Source organism: Sphaerospermopsis sp. FACHB-1094 (assembly GCF_014696195.1).
GTDB lineage: Bacteria > Cyanobacteriota > Cyanobacteriia > Cyanobacteriales > Nostocaceae > Sphaerospermopsis > Sphaerospermopsis kisseleviana.
The window spans coordinates 22,127-38,862 of record NZ_JACJPT010000030.1; the positions used below are offsets into that span (position 1 = coordinate 22,127).

The 16,736-nt window shown below is 40.0% G+C and carries 17 protein-coding genes; 10 read left to right on the forward strand and 7 right to left on the reverse strand.

Annotation, left to right across the window (positions count from 1 at the left end):
• Nucleotides 1–103 precede the first annotated feature (103 nt).
• The 5 genes from rpsS to rplC form a co-directional block, all read right to left on the reverse strand.
• Nucleotides 104–382 carry a 30S ribosomal protein S19 gene (rpsS, locus tag H6F47_RS11710; protein ID WP_096570360.1) on the reverse strand — a complete coding sequence of 93 codons (279 nt, stop codon included), beginning with the start codon at nt 380–382 and terminating at the stop codon, nt 104–106.
• 201 nt (nt 383–583) lie between these two features.
• Complete coding sequence (gene rplB, locus H6F47_RS11715) at nt 584–1,447, reverse strand: 50S ribosomal protein L2 (RefSeq protein ID WP_137665974.1); 864 nt, start codon at nt 1,445–1,447, stop codon at nt 584–586.
• 109 nt (nt 1,448–1,556) lie between these two features.
• Nucleotides 1,557–1,871, reverse strand: coding sequence for a 50S ribosomal protein L23 (locus tag H6F47_RS11720; RefSeq protein ID WP_096570355.1), 315 nt, complete (start codon nt 1,869–1,871; stop codon nt 1,557–1,559).
• Entirely contained in the window at nt 1,864–2,496 is a 633-nt protein-coding gene (gene rplD, locus H6F47_RS11725) for a 50S ribosomal protein L4 (protein WP_137665975.1), read from the reverse strand. Before rplD ends, H6F47_RS11720 begins: the two co-directional genes overlap by 8 nt.
• 59 nt (nt 2,497–2,555) lie before the next feature.
• Nucleotides 2,556–3,194, reverse strand: coding sequence for a 50S ribosomal protein L3 (gene rplC / locus H6F47_RS11730; RefSeq protein ID WP_137665976.1), 639 nt, complete (start codon nt 3,192–3,194; stop codon nt 2,556–2,558).
• An 820-nt stretch (nt 3,195–4,014) separates the two neighbouring features.
• On the opposite strand from rplC, the gene H6F47_RS11735 reads away from it, so the two are divergent.
• The gene (locus H6F47_RS11735; RefSeq protein ID WP_096570348.1) at nt 4,015–4,491 is read left to right on the forward strand and encodes an NAD(P)H-quinone oxidoreductase subunit N; all 477 of its coding nucleotides are present in this window, start codon (nt 4,015–4,017) and stop codon (nt 4,489–4,491) included.
• A gap of 192 nt (nt 4,492–4,683) precedes the next feature.
• Nucleotides 4,684–5,223: a DUF3172 domain-containing protein gene (locus H6F47_RS11740; protein WP_096570346.1), complete on the forward strand. Its 540-nt coding sequence runs from the start codon at nt 4,684–4,686 to the stop codon at nt 5,221–5,223.
• Nucleotides 5,224–5,352: 129 nt separating this feature from the next.
• Here H6F47_RS11740 and H6F47_RS11745 read toward each other — a convergent pair whose 3' ends face one another.
• Entirely contained in the window at nt 5,353–6,117 is a 765-nt protein-coding gene (locus H6F47_RS11745) for an AMIN domain-containing protein (protein WP_137665977.1), read from the reverse strand.
• Between the two features lie 71 nt (nt 6,118–6,188).
• Complete coding sequence (locus H6F47_RS11750; protein ID WP_190649268.1) at nt 6,189–8,408, reverse strand: cation:proton antiporter; 2,220 nt, start codon at nt 8,406–8,408, stop codon at nt 6,189–6,191.
• A gap of 585 nt (nt 8,409–8,993) precedes the next feature.
• On the opposite strand from H6F47_RS11750, the gene H6F47_RS11755 reads away from it, so the two are divergent.
• The 8 genes from H6F47_RS11755 to H6F47_RS11785 all read left to right on the forward strand — a co-directional run bounded on the left by H6F47_RS11755 (nt 8,994) and on the right by H6F47_RS11785 (nt 16,734).
• Nucleotides 8,994–10,688, forward strand: a complete 1,695-nt coding sequence (locus H6F47_RS11755) for an ABC-F family ATP-binding cassette domain-containing protein (protein ID WP_190649285.1) — start codon at nt 8,994–8,996, stop codon at nt 10,686–10,688.
• 520 nt (nt 10,689–11,208) lie between these two features.
• Nucleotides 11,209–11,505, forward strand: a complete 297-nt coding sequence (locus H6F47_RS11760) for a hypothetical protein (protein ID WP_190649270.1) — start codon at nt 11,209–11,211, stop codon at nt 11,503–11,505.
• A gap of 25 nt (nt 11,506–11,530) precedes the next feature.
• A complete protein-coding gene (locus H6F47_RS11765) occupies nt 11,531–11,935 on the forward strand; it encodes a type II toxin-antitoxin system VapC family toxin (protein ID WP_190649272.1) in 405 nt (134 codons plus the stop codon).
• Nucleotides 11,936–12,192: 257 nt separating this feature from the next.
• Nucleotides 12,193–13,791: a 2,3-bisphosphoglycerate-independent phosphoglycerate mutase gene (gene gpmI, locus H6F47_RS11770; protein WP_190649274.1), complete on the forward strand. Its 1,599-nt coding sequence runs from the start codon at nt 12,193–12,195 to the stop codon at nt 13,789–13,791.
• 91 nt (nt 13,792–13,882) lie between these two features.
• Nucleotides 13,883–14,014 carry a hypothetical protein gene (locus H6F47_RS28515; RefSeq protein ID WP_268932381.1) on the forward strand — a complete coding sequence of 44 codons (132 nt, stop codon included), beginning with the start codon at nt 13,883–13,885 and terminating at the stop codon, nt 14,012–14,014.
• Nucleotides 14,001–14,234: a preprotein translocase subunit SecG gene (gene secG, locus H6F47_RS11775; RefSeq protein ID WP_096570332.1), complete on the forward strand. Its 234-nt coding sequence runs from the start codon at nt 14,001–14,003 to the stop codon at nt 14,232–14,234. Before H6F47_RS28515 ends, secG begins: the two co-directional genes overlap by 14 nt.
• A 138-nt stretch (nt 14,235–14,372) precedes the next feature.
• Nucleotides 14,373–15,107, forward strand: a complete 735-nt coding sequence (locus H6F47_RS11780) for a peptidase (RefSeq protein WP_307722494.1) — start codon at nt 14,373–14,375, stop codon at nt 15,105–15,107.
• Nucleotides 15,108–15,342: 235 nt separating this feature from the next.
• Nucleotides 15,343–16,734: an amidase gene (locus H6F47_RS11785; RefSeq protein ID WP_190346525.1), complete on the forward strand. Its 1,392-nt coding sequence runs from the start codon at nt 15,343–15,345 to the stop codon at nt 16,732–16,734.
• The last annotated feature ends 2 nt before the right edge of the window (nt 16,735–16,736 follow it).

Sequence of the window (16,736 nt, forward strand, 5' to 3'; positions counted from 1 at the left end):
CGCTTCGCTATCAGGAGTTCAGAATTCCACGCATCAATTATTCTTTAACTTCCGCATTTTCTCTGTCACCTGTCACCTGTCACCTGTCACCTTTTACCAATGACTATCTCCCCGATTTTTTATCACTCTTACCATGACCTCTGTAGGTGCGGGTTGGAGCAAATTCTCCCAACTTATGTCCTACCATTTGTTCGTTCACAAATACGGGAACGTGCTGTTTACCATTGTGTACAGCGATGGTATGACCCACCATAACGGGTATGATTGTTGAAGCTCTCGACCAAGTTTTGATGACTTGCTTTTCGTTTTTCTCGTTCAGCTTTTCGATTTTGCTGAGTAAGTGATCAGCAACGAAAGGACCTTTTTTTAAAGAACGACCCATAGTTCAATTTTGGATTTTTGATTTTGCGGAAAGTCGGAGCGGCGGTTTCCGCCGATCAGAACTTTTCAAGACAGATTTTGGATTGATAATTTCGGATTTTGGATGATTCAAGCTACTTGTCAAGACTTCTGTTATTTTCATAATTTTGCAGATGCCCACAAGTTAACTGAATCTAAAATCCAAAATTTAAAATCTAAAATTCTAAGACTGACGACCGCCACGACCCCGTTTAGAGGACTTACGGCGACGACGGACAATTAATTTAGTGCTGGCTTTTTTGCGCTTGCGGGTCTTAGCACCTAAAGCTGGTTTACCCCAAGGTGTCACAGGACCTGATCTACCGATGGGCGCTCTACCTTCACCACCACCATGTGGGTGGTCTACTGGGTTCATGACGCTACCTCTAACCTTAGGACGGCGACCTTTCCAGCGATTCCGTCCGGCTTTACCAGCACTCAGGTTTCTCGCGTCGGTGTTGCCTACTTGTCCGATGGTGGCGTAACATTCTTTACGTATCATGCGAACTTCACCAGAAGGTAATTTCAATGTCACATAGTTACCTTCTTTAGCCACAACTTGGGCTGTTGCACCAGCAGCACGGACAATTTGACCGCCTTTACCTGCTGTCAGTTCTACGTTGTGAACGTTAGTACCCAAGGGAATGTTAGACAGAGGCAGGGCATTACCATCTTCAAAAGGTGCTTCAGGTCCAGCAATAATTTTTGCGCCTACTTTCAAGCCATTGGGATGTAATATATATCGCTTTTCGCCATCTTCGTACTGAACTAAGGCGATTCGCGCATTCCGGTTAGGATCATATTCAATTGCTGTAACTGTAGCTGCTATATTCCGTTTATCTCTCTTAAAGTCGATAATCCGGTATAGTTTCTTGTGTCCGCCTCCCCGACGACGGCTGGTTATCCGCCCTTGATTATTCCGACCTTTGGCACGATGTACTGATTCAGTTAGTGATTTTTCTGGCTCAGTTTTGGTGATTTCCGCAAAGTCGGAGATTGTAACTTGGCGAGTACTGGGGGTATAAGGGCGATAAGAACGAGTACCCATAAACGATTTGCTTTGCTAATTGGTAATTGGTGATTGGTGATTGGTGATTGGTGATTGGTGATTGGTAATCAATACCTTTCTCAATTCCTGATCCGCCATTCGCCAATTTTTAAACATCTGGGAAGAGAACTTGTCTGATTTTGTCTTCGTCCCCAGCGGCGACGGTAACAATCGCTTTTTTGTACTGAGGCTTGAAGCCGATAAATTTACCTACACGGCGTTTTTTACGTGGTGGTAAGGTGGTGTTAACCTTAACAACTTTGACTGCAAATAAGTCTTCAATTGCCGCTTTAATCTGTGTCTTGGTTGATTTAGGAGTTACTTCAAATGTGTATTTGTTTTGCTCCATGAGGATGGTCGCTTTCTCGGTGAGAATAGGACGACGCACCAAGTCTGGTAGGTTGCGGGGGTCAAAGTTAGGCACTGTAGACCTCCTGAATTTTTGTTAAAGCTGAGGATGTAACTACAATTTTGTCGGCGTGCAGTAAATCAAATACATTTAACTGATCAGCTGCAATTACTTTTAAATTTTCTACATTGCGGGCTGATAAATTCACGTTTTCTGCGATCTCAGACAAAATTAACAAGGTTTTTTGCTCTGGGACTGCTCCCCAACGGGCTAATGCTGCTACCAATTCTTTGGTCTTGGGGCGTTGTAGTTCGTTGCTAAATTCTTCTACAACTATTAAATCTTCTGCACGACTAACAAAGGCTGTCCTCAGTGCTAAACGTCTTTCTTTACGGTTGAGTTTGATGTTGAAATCTCTGGGTTTAGGTCCAAAGATCACACCACCACCACGCCATAATGGTGAACGAATAGAACCTGCACGGGCGCGACCGGTGCCTTTTTGTCTCCAAGGTTTGCGTCCTCCACCTCGTACTTCTGAACGGGTTTTGGTGCTGACTGTACCTTGGCGAGAATTAGTCATTTGTCTGACGAGGGCGCGGTGTACTATGTGCGCCGCTGTTTCTTCTTTGGCAACTCGCAACTCGAAGCTGGTCTGACCAACTTCTTCGCCTTGCCAATTTTTAACTACACTCTCAACCATGTTTGTATCCTTTGTTAGTGGTCAGTTGTCAGTTAATGCTGACAGCTAATCAACTAAAACTATTTATTACCAACTTTGTTTGTGGGTACTACGTTCACTAAGCCGCCTGGTTTGCCAGGAATCGCGCCTTTAACCAGGATCAGGTTGCGTTCTGCATCTACTTTGACTACGGTCAGTTTGCGAATTGTAACGCGAGTTCCGCCTAGTCTGCCTGCCATCCGTTTTCCAGGATAAACACGACCAGGGGTTGTACCTGCACCGATAGAACCGGGCGCTCTATGGTTTTTGGAACCGTGTGACATGGGTCCGCGTCCGAAGTTGTTACGCTTCTGGTTGCCGGCAAAACCACGACCGATACTTGTACCGATTACGTCTACAATTTGACCTTCACTAAAAATATCTGCTTTAATTTCTTGTCCTAAAGCATATTCACTGGCTGTATCAGTACGATACTCGTTCAAATGCCGCAATGCTGGGGCAGATGATTTTGCCAAGTGTCCTAGTTTCGGTTGATTCAATGCCTTGGGTTTAACTTCGCCATAGCCAACTTGAATGGCGGAGTAACCGTCGGTCTGTTGTGTTTTAACTTGTGTGACAGTGCATGGACCTGCTTTGATTACGGTGACAGGAATGGCTACTCCTGCTTCATCAAAGATTTGGGTCATGCCCAGCTTGGTGCCGAGAATACCTACAGACACAGTAACTGGTTCTCCTTATCTAGTTGCTGACCTGGAAATCGGATTTCTAAGAGACAAGTTTCTTAACGTCATTGTGAAGATTCTATCTCCGCAAATTTGGACTGGCATTTGACAGTGCAAATTCTTGATGACGCAACAAACTGTTTGTCTACTGTTAGGTGAATCCGTCTATTGTTTCACTTTCTTGTCCACCAGAACAGTGATAATTACCTTTTTTATGGGAAGGTATTATTTCTGGTATCAATGCAAGACGCTATTGCTTTGCGTTTTTGTGCAGCAATGCTTTCGTCTAAGCCATTGCTCTGGCACTCTCCGTTGGTAGTAGGACTTAAATGGATGTTTCCATTCAGTATCCATTTCCTGAAAACTGCTGTTCAGGCTCTACTGCTTTTAATACCTTAAACTATTGTTTGAGGATTTGCCTTGTTTTAGGGGCTGCGGGAGTGAACTCGGACTGAAGCTTGGTTTTGGCTGTGGGTTATGAGCCTCTAGCTTCTTGTTTTGACCTAAATGCTTTTCTAGTTTACCAGTCTCTTGCTCTTTTCTACCAGATATTGCTGGAAGATTGTTTTTCAGTCATCAATCACTGATGCTGTTTTTGCTTGAGGTTGCTAATTTAGAAAGTTACCTGATTTTACAGTTTGGTCACAATCTAACAATATAATATATTAAGTTGTGTTTGTCCAGTGGTTTATGGGGAAGATTTTTTTTTGAGAGGGGTTGATGCTGGATGTTGATAAAATTCTATAACTTAACTTAACTTAATCTACCATCCAAAGGTAAATAATAGAAATATCTAAGTGAAATAAGACGAAAATCTATGGCACTAATTACCACTGGCAGGGGTTTCATCCGGGATTTGGAGAAATTTGGCTCTTTAGGTGTATTTGTTCCGTTGGAGGGAGGCCACGAAGGTCGCTATCGCCGTCGTTTACGCGCTGCGGGCTATGTTAACCTCCATATTACAGCTAGAGGTTTGGGAGATGTGGCGGCCTATTTGATGGGAGTTCATGGTGTGAGACCTCCCCATCTAGGTAAAAAAAGCACTGGTAGCGGTGCAGCAGTGGGTGATGTGTATTATCTACCACCTTTGATTGGTTCTCATTTGGAACAACTACCTCCTAAGTCTAAGGGTTTATTGCTGTGGATTATTGAGGGCAATATTCTTTCTGATCAGGAAGTGGAATATTTAGCGAACTTGCCGAAATTAGAACCACGGGTGAAAGTGGTAATTGAACGGGGTGGCGATCGCTATTTCCGTTGGACTTCACTGGAAAAAACTCTGTTAGCTAGTTAGTTAATGGTCAGTGGTCAGTTGTTTTTTGGCTGACTGCTGACTCTAAATACACTTCTAGGAGTTCAGTGAGCGTAGTCGAACTGGTGAAACAGGAAGAAAAAGCCAACTTTTGTTAGCATTAGTTAGCTTTTTTGTATCGGAGATAAGAAACCACTCCCTCCTCAAAATTGGCGTGAAGGTGATCAAGCAAAAATGAGACGTAAATCAACTGTTAGGTCAGCTACTACTACTAAACCCTCTATTTTCCAATCTCCTATCTTTAATTTCACCACTATTGCCGTTTTGGGAGGGGTGTTGATTTTAGGTATTGGGATTGGTATTGCATTTAGTTCTACAACTACTTTAACTCCATCCAATGTGGCTTCCCGTGAATTTATTGATACTAAAGCACCAAACCCGGAAATTTGTGTGCAATATGGGGCTAGTGCGATGGTGATGGATGCGAGATTATTTGTCACTCTGAACCCCTTTAATGTCTATGTTGCCCAGCCTAGTATTCGTCCTGGATGTGTAATCCGTCAAAATAACTGGGCTATTTTAGAAAATAAAAGACTTGTGACTTCTGATCAGGTGAGAGAGTGTAAAAATCGCCTGAATACTTTTGGCTTTACTGGTGACTTGGATAGTGAGAAGCCAGATATTAGGTGTATATATCAAAACGAATCTGCTCAGAATTTCTTCTTATCTCAACCGGGTGCTGTTGCACCAACGCAGGAAACAGAAAGATTTTAGGAGAAGGAGTTCAAGGAGTCAGGAGGCAGAATAATTTTAGATTTTAGATTTTAGATTGAAGTTGACAAAAACAATCCAAAATCCAAAATCCAAAATCTTTTCATTGTATCCCCAGTCACCAGTCACCAGTCACCAGTTAGTGGTTGGTATGGGTTGGCCAAATTCGATAATAGGAACGCTAAAATTTTGATTTGAATAATTCTGTGAATTAGGAATATTTGCAGAAGAATTAGGAATTGTAATCATATTGGTGTTTTCTGAAGAGTTGGCAGAATTGGCGGGGATGATGGTTAAGTTGGATAATCGAGAGGGGTTTTGAGAATTTAGGGGTGGTGCTGTAACTAAAGGTTGTTGGTTGGTGGGTAAGTTGGTGGTTGGTGGTGGGAGAGTCATTAAAGATGATGGAGATGGTTGATTGCTGTTAGTGGTGTTATGATGGGAGAATATAGGTCGTAATACCCAGCGCGTGGGGTTTTTTGGGAAAGCGGGTTGCAGTTTTACTTTGCTGACATCGACAAAAGTTCCTGGTTTTAAGTCAATGACTAGGCGGGTGATGTGTGGGCTAAATTGGGAAACGCGAATTTTCTGGATTGTTCCAGAATAGCTTTTTTGGGTGTTGACATTGCCTAATTGTGTGTTAGGCAAATCTACAACTAGACGGGGGGGTTGATCCAGGTAGAAATACTCTGGTTTTGTATTTGCGGAAAGGGTAATTTCTAGCTGTTGGGATTTGGGGTTAAGTTGCCATTTGTTGAGTGTTACTTTTGGTTTTGGTAAATTGGCAATTGCCAGATTAATGCAAGTATTTAGGGTTATTGTTGTAGATAATAACAATAAGCTGATCTTCAAAAGATTGGATGGTAAAACTTGCCTGGTTTTGAGTAGACTTTTCATATTTTAGATGTTGTTGATGATTGGTGATTACGAATTACGTTGGCGCAGCGTGCCGGAGGCACTATTACGAATTACGAATTATGTATTGTTTCTTGGTAGCTAGTTTCTAGTAGTAGGGAACTCAGATGAGAGGTAACTTGACTATAACGACGGGTGATAAGTAGGGAAGAACGACATTGAATAGCAAGTTCATCTGTGTATCTTCCTAAAGTTTGTCTTTCAATACCCCAAGCGCGACTAGTACCAGCAATGGTTAAGTCAATATTTTCTGAGGCTGCAAGTACGGCTGACATGGGTTCTGGATCGCTGATGGTTTTGATTTCTATGCGATCGCGTACATTGGCTGGTAGTTGGGAAATCATTCCGTTTAATTCATAACTTAATTCATCTTGGGTTTGATTTGCTGTTAAGACTTGTAAAATCTGCAACATACAGGTATCACGGTTGATGAGTAGTCGCAGGGCAAGGATCAGGGCTAAGTCATCATGGATATTTGCAGAGTAGGGAACTAGCAAATTTTCCAGGCGATCGCCGCCTCTATCTATGAATACTGCTACATCTACTGGTGCGGTGCTGAGAATTTGTCCAACTCTACCACCTAAGCGATTATTACTAAAGGCTGGACGATGCCATCCTACCAGTATTAAGTCAGGCTGTTCTATTTGGGCTATTTGGGCTGTTTCTCTAGCGACATTGCTAGATATGCGAACGATAGGATGGATATAAGAGCGAATGATTGGCGGTTCTAGAGTATCAATTAATTCTTCTAGTTGGTGACGACGCTCGGTAATTAAGCGGTTAGCTTCTGTGGGTGTATTTTCAAAACCGTAGTCTTCCTCTAATTCGATTAAACTGAGAGGATTGATCACAGCAGGTTGTCGATAGTTGAGGGCGATCGCTACTGCTAATTGCACTAAACCTTTCTGGGTGCTGGGGTTGGCTACAGGTACTAAAATCCGATATGGAGTAACAAAAGATTCTATTGTTTCTATTGTTTCTATTGTTTCTATTATTTCTGTGTTTGTATTTGTCTCTTGTTTTGGTTCTGGTTCAACAACATCTAATTTAATTAACTGTTTGGGATAAGTCCATTCTAATAATGGTGATGTCATAAATGTTGTTACCAAAGCCATCACTACCAACATGGTAAATAGCAAAGGTGATATTACTCCTAATTCCAAACCAATATTTAAAACAATTAATTCTGTTAAACCGCGAGTATTCATTAACCAACCCAGGGCTGATGCTTCGCGGTTATTAATGCCACTGAGACGGGCTGCAAAATAAGTACCAAAATACTTTCCTGCTATGGCTACTCCTAAAACTAATGCACATAGTAACCATAATTGTGGACTGTTGAGTAAACCGATTTGTGTTCTTAAACCACTATAGGCAAAAAACACAGGGAGAAGAAAAATTAAGACGAAATCTTCAGTTTTTACAGCTAATTCTCTGACTAATTCGGCATTTTTGGGCATGACTGCACCTAATAAAAATGCGCCGAAAATCAGGTGAATACCAATAAATTCAGTCATGAGAGCAGATGCAACTACTCCCATATAAATTAACGCTAGAAGAAGTTGGCTTAACTTTCCTGTGCGGCGATAATGGGTAAGAAGATGTTTGAGAAACCACCGCCCTATGGTGAACATAAAACCAATGTAGATGAGGCTTTCAAAAATGGTGAGGATAGCGTTTTGATTGATGCTACCATTACGAGCGACTGCGATCGCTATTGCTAAAATACACCACGCTGTTACATCATCAACGGCGGCGCAAGTTAAAGCTAATGTTCCTAATTTTGTCCCTTGTAAATTATTTTCGGTGATAATTCTGGCCAATACAGGAAAAGCTGTGATTGACATTGCTGCACCTAAAAATAAAGCGAAGGCGTTAAAAGATACACTAGCATTAGAAATGAGTGGATACAACAGCAAAGATAAAACCGCAGCTAGGGAAAACGGCACAATTATGCTGATATTGGAAATAATAATCGCTGATTTTAAATTACCGCTGAGATATTTAGGATTTAGCTCTAAACCTATCAAAAACATGAAAAATATTAGTCCTACCTGAGATAAAACATTCAGGAAAGGTAAGGTTTCTGGAGGAAACAGTGTAGCTGCTGCATGGGGAGCAATGAAACCAAATAATGATGGTCCCAACATGATACCAGCGACAATTTCACCGATGACTAATGGTTGTTTAATTGATTTAAATGCCAATCCTAGTAACCTTGACATTCCAATTACAATTAACACCTCAACCAGAACGAGAATAACTGTGTGCATAGTTTCCTCTTGATTCTTCGGGTTCCCTAAGATGATTCTTTAAAGGATGGCAAAATGTCAACCTTGTTAGACACAATACAGGTGTATTCTATTAATTTTGATGTAAATTATTGTTAAGTAACAAAAAGCTGTCAGGAGTCAGGAGATTGGCTTCGCCACGCTTCGCGAACAAGGAGTCAGAAGTCAGTAATGAGCTATCAGTAATTAATAATTAATAATTAATAATTAATAATTAATAATTAATAATTAGTAATCAGCTAATAGCAAGAATTGAAAAGTTTTAATTTCGTGAAGTTTTAATTTCCTAAAGTTTTAATTGCGTGCATTTTATCTGCATCTGTTTCTTTTCATTCTTTGTATTTAAATATTTCAGGTACTGACGGAAATCGACGGAAACCGACGGAAACCGACGGCTAAATGCTGACAAAAAATCAATTCTTTCTCCTGACTCCTGATAGCGAAGCGTGGCGAAGTCATACTCCTGAACTCCTGACTCCTAAATTCTTGTAAATATGTCGTTAAATTTTGTTAAGATTGAGTATGGCGTTAGCTTTACCCTTATATCCCCTATCTGAGAGATATTTCATGTTGCGACTGGAACACATTAGTAAAATTTACCCTACAGGCGAAGTTTTAAAGGATATCAACTGGGAAGTTAAACCAGGTGATCGCATTGGTTTGGTTGGTGTTAACGGTGCGGGAAAGTCTACCCAACTGAAAATTATCTCTAGGGAAATAGAACCCACTGCGGGGGAAATTATCCGCCCTGCTAGTTTACACATAGCATACCTGAACCAAGAATTTGAAGTTGATCCGACGCGGACAGTTAATGAAGAATTTTGGACAGTTTTCAAGGAAGCTAACGCAGTTCAGTTAGCTTTGCACGAAGTACAACGGGAAATGGAAACCGCCACCCTAGAGGAATTAGATAAACTGATTAATAAGTTAGATAAATTACAGCGTCAGTTTGAAGCCTTGGATGGTTATGGTTTAGATGCTCGCATTGGTAAGATTTTACCGGAAATGGGCTTTCAAGTAGAAGATGGCGATCGCCTAGTGAGTGCTTTTTCTGGTGGTTGGCAAATGCGGATGAGTTTGGGTAAAATTCTCCTACAAGAACCAGATTTATTACTACTAGACGAACCGACAAACCATTTAGATTTAGAAACTATTGAATGGTTAGAAAATTACCTGAAAAAGTTACTGACACCAATGGTCATAGTTTCCCATGATCGGGAATTTTTGGATCGTCTTTGTACACAAATTGTCGAAACTGAAAGAGGAGTTTCTAGCACTTACCTGGGTAATTATTCATCATATCTGCAACAAAAAGCAGAAAATGAATCTGCACAATTGAGCGCCTTTGAACGCCAACAAAAGGAATTAGAAAAACAACAAGCATTTGTAGATAGATTCCGCGCTAGTGCAACTCGTAGTACCCAAGCAAAAAGCCGAGAAAAGCAACTAGAAAAAATTGAAAGAATTGAAGCACCAACCGCAGGAGTTAGAACCTTACATTTTCGCTTTCCCCCCGCACCTCGTAGCGGTAGAGAAGTAGTAGAAATTAAGGATTTAACCCATACTTATGGTGATAAAATTTTGTTTTTAGGTGCTAATTTGTTGATTGAAAGAGGTGATAGAATCGCCTTTTTAGGTCCCAATGGTGCTGGAAAATCTACACTTTTGAAAATGATTATGGGTGTAGAACCATACACAGAAGGAACTGTGAAACTAGGAGATCATAATGTTATCCCTGGTTATTTTGAACAAAACCAAGCGGAAGCATTAGATTTAAATAAAACTGTCATGGAAACCATACATGATGAAGTTCCCGACTGGAAAAATGAAGAAGTCCGCACTTTGTTAGGAAGATTTCTATTTGCTGGTGATACAGTATTTAAACAAGTGGGTGCGTTAAGTGGAGGAGAAAAAGCTAGGTTAGCATTAGCGAAAATGCTGTTAACACCTGCTAATTTAATCATTTTAGATGAACCTACCAACCATTTGGATATTCCCGCTAAGGAAATGTTGGAGGAAGCATTACAAAATTATGATGGTACTGCCATTGTAGTATCTCACGACCGTTATTTTATCTCCCAAGTTGCAAATAAAATTGTGGAAATTCGGGACGGAGAATTTCGGGTTTATTTGGGAGATTACCATTATTATTTGCGGAAGATTGAGGAAGAAAAGGAACAAGCAAAGTTAGCTGCAATAGAAGCGGAAAAAGCAGCGAAGAAAGCAGCAAAATCAGCAAAATCCGCAGCGAAGAAGAAGTAGATTTGTTTTTAAAAACAAGTAAATAACTAATATTTAGCAATCCTCAACTATCAATAAGTTGGGGATTTTTTTGTCAGAATCAGGATGTCCAGGATTTGAGGATTAAGAGGATTGTTATTGATTACTTTTCTGGTGTTATCAGGATTTGAAGATAAGAAAAAATCTCACGCAAAGACGCAAAGGAAAACCAGAAATTTAAAAATCATATCCTGTAAATCCTTTAATCCTGGTTATCCTGATTCTGACAAAATAAATCACACTGCAAAAAATATAACACCCCTAATTACGTAATACTGTAAAGCAGAAATAAAATAACTTATGTAAATTTTTATTGAACATGGTATGATGATAGTATAATAAATTAATGTATCTTAATTTTAATGGATCAGCATCAGAATTTAGAAAATAGTAATTGATTAATTGACCTGTACTATTAAAAATGGTAAAATTTCAATAATTTAATCCTCAAATTTTAATTGTAAACATCTATATATCATTGTGAAAGCAGGAGGCGAATATTATGTTATTAACAAACATTGATCAAGAATCCGTGATTAAGAGAGTTGAGAAAGTGGTATCTATTTTAATGGAAGAGAATCCCATATTTAAAGAGGATCTTGATTATGGTGCAATAGTAAATGATTTAGTGGGAATTTTTAGAAAAACCTTATCTTTTGATGAGTTTAATCATATCTCAGATGCAAGTTTAAAAAAACGTTGTGATGGTATTATGGCTGTGAGAATTTTGGCGAAAATTGGTGAAGATTTTACACCCGAGCAAATGACAATTTTTGAAGACGCAATTAAACGAAAATAGAGAATATTATAAAAATATAAAAAACATGAATTATTTATTAGATACTAATATTGTTTCTTTAGCCCTCAAACAAAATTCTCTAATTTTAGAAAAGATTGAATTAGCTCAAGCTAAAGAAGACAATATATTTATTAGTTGTATTACCTATTTTGAAATTAGAAGAGGTTTTTTAGCGTTTGATGCTCCTAAACAAAGAGCCAGATTTAACATATTCTGTCAAAAATATCCGATAATTTTTCTAGATGATTTAGCGATTTTAGAAAAAGCTGCGGAAATTCATGCGAATTTAAGATTAAAAGGTTTACCGATTCAAAGTGAAGATGTTTTAATTGCGGCTACAGCGATAATTAAAGGTTTAATCGTGGTTTCTAATGATAGTGATTTAGCAAGAGTTGAAGGTTTAAGTTTAGAAAATTGGTTACAGGGATAACAGTCAAACTCCTGACTCCTGACTCCTGTACGGGCGTTCGCGAAGCGTGCTGGAAGCATCAGCATTCGGAAAATAGCCTTCTCATAAAATTGATAATTGGTCGCCCGAATGCTTCGCCCCTACGACTCCTAACTTCTGCCTCTTGACTTCTAACAGCTATAACTCCTGCAAATACTATCTTTTCCAACTTCTTTCTTCAACTAGCGGTTAGTAGTGGTATCATTCGGTTATTACAAAAAGTAAAGGGCAATTTTACTATGACCAAAGCACCTGTTGCTCCTGTGGTGCTAGTCATTTTAGATGGATGGGGCTACTGTGAGGACAAGCGAGGAAACGCGATCGCTGCCGCTAAAACTCCCATTATGGACAGTTTGTGGGCGGCCTACCCCCACACCCTCATTCGCACTTCAGGAAAAGCCGTAGGGTTGCCAGAAGGTCAAATGGGCAACTCGGAAGTTGGTCATTTGAATATTGGCGCTGGGCGTGTCGTCCCCCAAGAACTGGTACGCATCTCCGATGCGGTTGAAGACGGTTCTCTGTCCGCTAACCCAGCACTTGTAAACATTTGCCAGGAAGTGAAATCACGAAATGGCAAGTTACACTTGATTGGGCTTTGTTCTGACGGTGGGGTACATTCCCACATTACCCATCTCTTTGGGTTACTGGACTTAGCCAAATCACAGCAAATTGCTGATGTATGTATTCACGCTATCATGGACGGGCGTGATACTCTTCCCGCAGATGGAATAAAAGCCATCGCACAACTGCAAGATTATATAGACCGCGTGGAAATAGGGCAGATAGCCACTATTAGCGGTCGTTATTATGCGATGGACCGCGATCGCCGTTGGGATCGAGTCCAACGAGCTTATGATGTAATGACGCAAGAAGGCGCTGGCAACGGAAAAACAGCGTTAGAAGTCTTGCAAGCCTCTTATGCTGAAGGCGTAACCGACGAGTTTATTGTTCCCATCAGAATTACTCCTGGCGCAGTTGCACCTGGCGATGGGGTGATCTTTTTCAATTTCCGTCCCGACCGCGCCAGAGAATTAACTCAAGCTTTTGTTAGTGTTGATTTTCAGGGTTTTGAGAGACAGCAAATTACACCTCTGTCTTTTCTGACATTTACCCAATATGACCCAGAGTTAACTGTCTCTGTGGCCTTTACTCCCCAGAACTTGACGAATATTCTGGGTGAAGTGATTGCAAATCATGGTCTAAAACAGTTCCGCACGGCAGAAACGGAAAAATACGCTCATGTCACCTATTTCTTTAATGGGGGACTAGAGGACCCATACAAGGGAGAAGATCGGGAACTGGTCAGCAGTCCAATGGTAGCCACCTACGATACAGAACCCGCAATGTCCGCCCAGGCGGTGACAGATGTGGCGATCGCTGCCATTGAAAAGGGTATTTACTCTTTAGTAGTGATGAACTACGCTAACCCCGACATGGTAGGCCACACAGGAAAAATAGAAGCTACAGTCACAGCGATTGAAACCGTTGACCGATGTTTAGGCAGACTTATAGAAAGTGTCGGCAAAGTTGGCGGTACAATGCTAATTACAGCCGATCACGGTAACGCTGAGTATATGGCAGATGAGGATGGTAATCCTTGGACGGCACATACAACTAACCCCGTTCCCTTCATTTTGGTAGAAGGGGAAAAAGTGAAAATACCCGGATATGGTGCAAATGTTGACTTGCGACATGATGGTAAGTTAGCTGATATTGCACCCACTATTTTGGATATTTTACAAATTCCTCAACCAGAAGAAATGACTGGTAAATCTCTACTAAGAGCCGCAGAATATGATTTACAACTTTCTCGTACTCCTGTACAAGTAGGGTTGTAATCTATTTCTCTTCTTTGACAGTTAACTTTTCACAGTTAACTGTTTTTTAGAGGTAATGGGTAGTGGGTAATGGGTAATGGGTAATGGGTAATTGGTAATATTATCCCAGTCACCAGTCACCAGTCACCAGTCACCAATCATCAAATTTTTAATTAACCGTGTTACGTTAAATAATATTCAAGATCATCTTTGGGAATTTTTAATTACGTATGTCGATTACTAACATTGTGCAAGGAATTTGGGCGTTTTCTGCCTTAGGTTTAATTGTCCTGGTTTTACTACATAGCCCTAAAGGTGATGGTATCGGTGCTATTGGTGGCCAAGCTCAACTCTTTAGCAGTACCAAAAGCGCAGAAAATACATTAAATCGTGTCACCTGGGCGTTAGTAGTAATTTTTCTCGGTTTAACAGTGGTTTTAAGTGCTAACTGGCTACCTAAATAAGTAAAACCTAGATAAGTAAAAATGGGAAAAATATCCCAAAAATCAATATCCAAAACCCAAAATAGAAATCATCATTTTTTTGGGTGGAAATTATTAACAGTTCTGACTTTATTCATAATTTCAGGACTGTTAGTTATTTTGACGAATTTTCATACTCAAGCCAAAGAACCTAACCCCCAACCCCGTTCCCTAGCAGGGAAGGAGACTATAATTTCCCCTTTCCTTGTAGCAGAGAGGTTAGGGGAAAAATCAATACAAAAACCCCATCCTTTACCACTAAGTTTAGAAAAATGGCAAGATCAAAATAATAGTGGTGATTATTTTGAGCAAATTCAACCTACAAAATATGGTTATTTAATTTGGTCACATTTCCCGATTAAAGTAAATATTGAAACTCCTACAAATATCAATCAACAACAAGCGCAAACATGGGTAAATCAAGTTTCACAAGCTATTAAAGAGTGGAATAATTTTTTACCTTTAGAATTAGTAGAAAATTCAGAAATTACTGATATTAAAGCTGATATTAAAATTATGCGTCAACGTCCACCTTTACAAATAAACCCCATTAGTAAAATTCCCCGTGCGCGTTCTGCATTAGCGACATACGAGTTATATAATCAAAATAATTTTTTATTACACCGTTTTACTATTTTATTAAGTCCCACTCAAACAGGGGAACATTTGCAAGCAGCAGCACGTCATGAAATGGGACACGCTTTAGGAATTTGGGGTCATAGTCCCGTAGAAACTGACGCACTTTATTTTTCTCAAGTTCGTAACCCTGTATCTATTTCTAGCAGAGATGTGAATACTTTAAAGAAGATTTATCAACAGTCTACAAGTTTGGGGTGGTCAAGTGTGAAAAAGTAATATAGTAGGAGTCAGTGGTTCGACTTACTTCGACTGCGCTCAGTACAAGTCGCTCACCAACCGGAGTCAGAAGTCAGGAGTATATGCCTATTTTAGTAAGACTTTCATGATAAATTGATGTCTTAACTACCCTGTGTTGGGCTATAAGTTAATATTTGTGAAATATGGAAGATTTATAACTTCTGATAGATGTATAAAATTTAAAGTTGCAAATTTAAAGTTGCAAATTACAACAATGAATGAAACTGATTTAGCTTTTACCCCAGCTTTAGAGTTAGCACAATTAATTCGTCGTCGGGAAGTTTCACCTCTCGAATTGACAGAACTATATTTAGATAGAATTTCTCGCTTCAATCCCCAATTAGGAAGTTATTTTACTGTCACAGCAGATTTAGCTATTGCTGACGCTAAAGCAAAAACAGAATTACTCACAACCGCTTCAGAATTACCGCCATTTTTTGGTGTTCCCATTTCTATTAAAGATTTAAACGCCGTAGCTGGTGTTACTTGCACTTACGGAAATCCAGCTTTCGTTAAAAATATCTCTAACTATGATGATGGCGTAGTGAGCAAGATTAAACAAGCCGGTTTTACAATTTTGGGAAAAACTGCCACGTCTGAATTAGGTTCTTATCCTTACAGTGAACCTACAGGTTTTCCCCCAGCTAGAAACCCTTGGAATTTAGAATATACTCCTGGGGGTTCTAGTGGTGGTGCTGCGGCCTCTGTGACAGCAGGATTATGTGCGATCGCTCAAGGTTCAGATGGTGGTGGTTCAATTAGAGGACCTGCGGCTTGTTGTGGTGTAGTGGGAATTAAACCAGCAAGGGGAAGAGTCACACAAGCACCGGTAGGCGATCGTATGGGAGGAATTGCTGTTCATGGTCCCATAGCTAGAACTGTATCAGATGCAGCAGCCATGTTAGATGTGATTTCTGGATATATTACCGGAGATCCTTACTGGTTGACAAATCCAGAACCTTCATTTTTAGCAGCAACCCAAGTAAAAACCCAGAAGTTAAAAATAGCTTTTAGTACCAGTATTACTCCCTTGGGAGATGCTGACACAAACTGCAAACAAGGAGTATTAAAAACAGTTAAATTATTAGCAGAAATGGGACATGAAATAGCAGAAAAATGTCCTGATATGAGTGGTTTAGTAGCACCATTTCAAATAGTATGGCAATCTGGAGTAGCAGCAGCAGGAATACCCCTAGAAGCACTGCAACCATTGAATCAATTTTTATTATCTAGAACCGGTTCTGCGGGTGAATATTTGCAAGCTTTAGCACAAATGCAGATAGTTTCCCGGCAAATTGTCGCCTTTTTTGATAATATTGATGTGTTAGTATTACCGGTTTATTTGCACTCACCCATTAAAGTTGGTGAATGGCAAAATTTAACCCCAGAAGAGACATTTCAAAATATTATCAAATGGGTTGCACCTTGTCCAGTAGCAAACGCAACAGGATTACCTGCAATAGCGATTCCTGTAGGTTTTGATAGTAATGGTTTACCCCTGAGTGTGCAATTAATAGGTAAACCTGCGGACGAGTCTACTATTATTAGTTTAGCAGCACAATTAGAAACCGCTAATCCTTGGATTCAACATCGTCCAAATCTCTGAGT

Bases quoted from the DNA above. Each gene is read 5' to 3' on its own strand.
- H6F47_RS11750 (WP_190649268.1), bottom strand. From the start codon at position 8,408: ATGCACACAGTTATTCTCGTTCTGGTTGAGGTGTTAATTGTAATTGGA.
- rplD (WP_137665975.1), bottom strand. From the start codon at position 2,496: ATGGTTGAGAGTGTAGTTAAAAATTGGCAAGGCGAAGAAGTTGGTCAG.
- secG (WP_096570332.1), top strand. From the start codon at position 14,001: ATGTCGATTACTAACATTGTGCAAGGAATTTGGGCGTTTTCTGCCTTA.
- H6F47_RS11760 (WP_190649270.1), top strand. From the start codon at position 11,209: ATGTTATTAACAAACATTGATCAAGAATCCGTGATTAAGAGAGTTGAG.
- rpsS (WP_096570360.1), bottom strand. From the start codon at position 382: ATGGGTCGTTCTTTAAAAAAAGGTCCTTTCGTTGCTGATCACTTACTC.
- rplB (WP_137665974.1), bottom strand. From the start codon at position 1,447: ATGGGTACTCGTTCTTATCGCCCTTATACCCCCAGTACTCGCCAAGTT.
- H6F47_RS11755 (WP_190649285.1), top strand. From the start codon at position 8,994: ATGTTGCGACTGGAACACATTAGTAAAATTTACCCTACAGGCGAAGTT.
- H6F47_RS11785 (WP_190346525.1), top strand. From the start codon at position 15,343: ATGAATGAAACTGATTTAGCTTTTACCCCAGCTTTAGAGTTAGCACAA.
- H6F47_RS11765 (WP_190649272.1), top strand. From the start codon at position 11,531: ATGAATTATTTATTAGATACTAATATTGTTTCTTTAGCCCTCAAACAA.
- gpmI (WP_190649274.1), top strand. From the start codon at position 12,193: ATGACCAAAGCACCTGTTGCTCCTGTGGTGCTAGTCATTTTAGATGGA.
- H6F47_RS11745 (WP_137665977.1), bottom strand. From the start codon at position 6,117: ATGAAAAGTCTACTCAAAACCAGGCAAGTTTTACCATCCAATCTTTTG.
- H6F47_RS11735 (WP_096570348.1), top strand. From the start codon at position 4,015: ATGGCACTAATTACCACTGGCAGGGGTTTCATCCGGGATTTGGAGAAA.
- H6F47_RS11740 (WP_096570346.1), top strand. From the start codon at position 4,684: ATGAGACGTAAATCAACTGTTAGGTCAGCTACTACTACTAAACCCTCT.